The organism is Streptomyces viridochromogenes (assembly GCF_001270495.1).
In the GTDB taxonomy this organism is placed as follows: Bacteria; Actinomycetota; Actinomycetes; order Streptomycetales; family Streptomycetaceae; genus Streptomyces; species Streptomyces viridochromogenes_A.
On sequence record NZ_LGUR01000164.1, the window covers coordinates 1 to 257 of the forward strand.

General features: G+C 72.8%; 1 protein-coding gene. It reads right to left on the bottom strand.

Annotated elements, in window-relative coordinates:
• Positions 1-257 (bottom strand): alpha/beta hydrolase (locus tag ADK36_RS17080; protein WP_199830197.1); only part of this gene is annotated, 257 nt, incomplete at both ends.

A 257-nucleotide genomic window follows, 5' to 3' on the forward strand; every position in this document is an offset into this window, starting at 1 on the left:
GTCCCCGTGCCCAGTAGTTCGGGCAGCGGGTTGACGAGACCGCCGCTCGGCGACTGCCGCTGGGCGGAGGGTCCGGCCGGCCAGACCGCGGGGCAGTGGGTGCCCTTGCGGGGGGTCTTCAGGGTGGTGAGGTAGGTGTCGATGGCGTCCCGCGCGCACGGGCTCAGCCAGTAGTCGCCGTGGCCGACACCGTCGTAGGTGAGGAACACGGCCTCACGGCCGATCTGGCGGGCCGCGTTGGAGCCCCAGGAATGCGG